Source organism: Streptomyces sp. NPDC060209, from assembly GCF_042728155.1.
In the GTDB taxonomy this organism is placed as follows: domain Bacteria; phylum Actinomycetota; class Actinomycetes; order Streptomycetales; family Streptomycetaceae; genus Streptomyces.
Window position 1 is genome coordinate 1 of the sequence record NZ_JBHWZS010000536.1, and the last position, 2,665, is coordinate 2,665.

The window sequence follows — 2,665 nt, forward strand, 5'->3', positions numbered from 1 at the left end:
GCCGTTGGGCAGGATGACCGCGCGGCCGTTGATCTTGCCCGCGTGCAGCCGCTCGTATGCGAGCGGGGCCTCGTCGATGGAGTACGTCTCGACGTGGACGTCGACGGAGCCTGCGTGGGCGAGCTCGATGACCTCGGCGAGCTCCTTGCGCGAGCCCCAGTAGGGCGCGGTGACCGACGTGGAGAACGGCAGGACACCGAATCCGACGGGCAGCAGTCCGCCGCCGATGCCGACGATGGTGACGTCGCTGTCGACGGAGGCCATCGCGCCGGCCGTCTTCACGGTCGGTTCGGCGCCGACGAAGTCGAAGACGACCTTGGCACCGATGCCACCTGTGAGTTCACGGACCTTGGCGGCGGCGTTCTCGTCGGACAGCACGGCCTCGTGGGCGCCGACGGCCCGGGCGAGTGCCAGCTTCTCCTCGGTGACGTCGAGTGCGATGATCCGTACCGCGGTCATGGCGCGCAGGAGCTGGATGGCGACGTGCCCGAGGCCGCCTGTGCCGATGACCACTGCGGTGGCGCCGGGCAGCAGCTTCGGCAGCGAGCGCTTGATCGCGTGGTACGGGGTGAGGCCCGCGTCGGTCAGCGAGACCGTCTTGACCGGGTCCAGATCGCCGATCGGCGTGAGGTGACGGGCGTCGTCGACGATCATGTACTCGGCCATGGCCCCCGGGTTGCCCAGTCCGGGCGGGTTGATGCCGAGGTCGGCGGCGCGCAGGCAGTAGTTCTCACGGCCCTCCGCACAGTTCACGCAGGTGCCGCAGCCCCAGGGGCCGTAGACGGCGACCGAGTCCCCGACGGATACGCCCACCGTGCCCTCGCCGAGCGCGGCGACCGTACCGACACCCTCGTGGCCGAGCGTGAGCGGCAGTTCGTAGGGGAACCCCTCTGCGGGCCAGCTCATGACGGCGATGTCCGAGTGACAGACACCGGCGGCAGTGACCTTCAGCAGGATCTGACCGGGCCCGGCCACGGGCTCGGGGATCTCGACGACCTCGGGCGGGGCGCCGATGGTGCGGTACTGGACGGCTTTCATGACTCTCCTTCGTTCTCCGTACTTCCTTTGTGACCCCCGTGGTGGCGGTGCGCCACTCGGCGGATCAGGAGGCGGAGTAGCCGCCGTCGACCAGGTGGTAGCTGCCGTGGATGAAGGAGGCGCGGTCGGAGAGCAGGAAGGCGGTGAGCTCGGCGACCTCCTCCGACGTGCCGAGGCGGCCTGCCGGGTGCAGGGAGATCAGGTGGTCGCGGGCCGGTCCGTCGGTGTTGCGGAGCAGGGGGGTGTCGATGAAGCCCGGGCCCACCGCGTTGATGCGCACGTTCTGTGCCGCGTATTCGAGTGCGGCGGTCTTGGTGAGGCCGACGACGCCGTGCTTGGCGGCGACGTACGCCGGAGAGTTCGCGAAACCGTTGGTGCCGAGGATCGAGGAGATGTTGACGATGGCGCCGCCGCCCGCGGCCAGGATGGCCGGGAGCTCGTAGCGCATCGAGTAGAAGACGCCGCTGAGGTTGGTGGCGACGACCCTGTTCCAGTCCTCGATCCCGTACGCGCCGGTGCTCTGCGCGGGGCCGCCGATGCCGGCGTTGTTCACGGCGAGGTGCAGGGCGCCGAACGTGTCGACGGCGAACCCCACGCCCGCCTCGACGGAGGCGGGGTCGGTGACGTCGAGGGCGACGGCGGCGGCGCGGGCGCCGGTGGCCTCCAGCTCAGCGACGGCCTTGCGGGCGCTCTCCTCGTTGTAGTCGGCGACGACGACGGTCGCGCCGCTCGCGGCGAGCCGCCGGGAGAGGGCGAGGCCGATGCCGGACGCGCCGCCGGTGACGAGGGCGACCTTGCCGGCGAACTCCGCCTCGTAGGCGGTGGGGAGGTTGGTGCTCATGATGTGCTTCCTTGAGTGGTGCTGTGGGGCGCCGGCCCGTCCTGCTGGGATTCCAGCAGGTTCGTGGAGAGGGCGTCGAAGGCATGTACGACGAACTCGGGCAGGGCGGCCGGCCGGCCGCCCCGTACCCACGCCGCCTGGGCCGCGAGGAGCGCTCCGGCTCCCGCGGCGACGGCCACGGCGGGACGGAGGTCCTGCCGTGGGTCGACACCGAGCCGTTCCGCGAGAATCGCCACCGACTCCTCCTGGGCGTCCACACGGATGTGGTGGTACGCCGCGTACAGAGTGGGTTCCTCCTCGGCCATGAGCAGCAGGTCGAAGATGCGTGGCCGCAGGTGCCAGGGCTCCGCCTCCGTGTCGTCGAGCCAGTCGAGGACGGCACGGCGGTAGGCGGTGAGCGGTGGCTCGGCCTGAGGGCGCTCGCGGAGCGCTCGGTTGATTCTGTCGCCGTCGCCCCGCACTGCGTCGAGGACGGCGGCCTCCTTGTTCGGGAAGTACCGGCTGAAGGTGCGCCGGTCGACGTCGGCCGCTTGCGCGATCTCCTCGACCGTCACGCTCCGCAGACCGCGGTCGAGTACGAGATCGAACGCGCTCCGCGCCAGCGCGTCCCGGGTCCTGCGCGCCTTGCGGCTGCGCCGTTCCGGGGCGTTCCCTGTCTCATGCATAGTTGCACCATACACCTTAAAATGTCCCAGTGGGACTTCTGTCCCATCGGGACATCCGAAGGACTGCGGCATCCGGGGCGCGACGCAAAGGGCCGGGGCGACCACACGGTCACCCCGGCCC

At 70.6% G+C, this 2,665-nt stretch carries 3 protein-coding genes; all 3 read right to left on the reverse strand.

Annotated features, from left to right (window positions below):
* On the reverse strand, positions 1-1,038 hold a 1,038-nt coding region (locus ACFWFI_RS42305; RefSeq protein ID WP_387401222.1), incomplete at its 3' end, for an NAD(P)-dependent alcohol dehydrogenase.
* A gap of 64 nt (positions 1,039-1,102) precedes the next feature.
* The gene (locus tag ACFWFI_RS42310; RefSeq protein WP_387401224.1) at positions 1,103-1,879 is read right to left on the reverse strand and encodes an SDR family NAD(P)-dependent oxidoreductase; all 777 of its coding nucleotides are present in this window, start codon (positions 1,877-1,879) and stop codon (positions 1,103-1,105) included.
* A complete protein-coding gene (locus ACFWFI_RS42315; RefSeq protein WP_387401226.1) occupies positions 1,876-2,544 on the reverse strand; it encodes a TetR family transcriptional regulator in 669 nt (222 codons plus the stop codon). The genes ACFWFI_RS42310 and ACFWFI_RS42315 overlap by 4 nt, the downstream gene beginning before the upstream one ends.
* Positions 2,545-2,665 lie beyond the last annotated feature (121 nt).

What these genes read in the sequence shown, in the direction of transcription:
- ACFWFI_RS42310 (WP_387401224.1), bottom strand. Translation starts at nt 1,879, where the DNA reads ATGAGCACCAACCTCCCCACCGCCTACGAGGCGGAGTTCGCCGGCAAG.
- ACFWFI_RS42315 (WP_387401226.1), bottom strand. Translation starts at nt 2,544, where the DNA reads ATGCATGAGACAGGGAACGCCCCGGAACGGCGCAGCCGCAAGGCGCGC.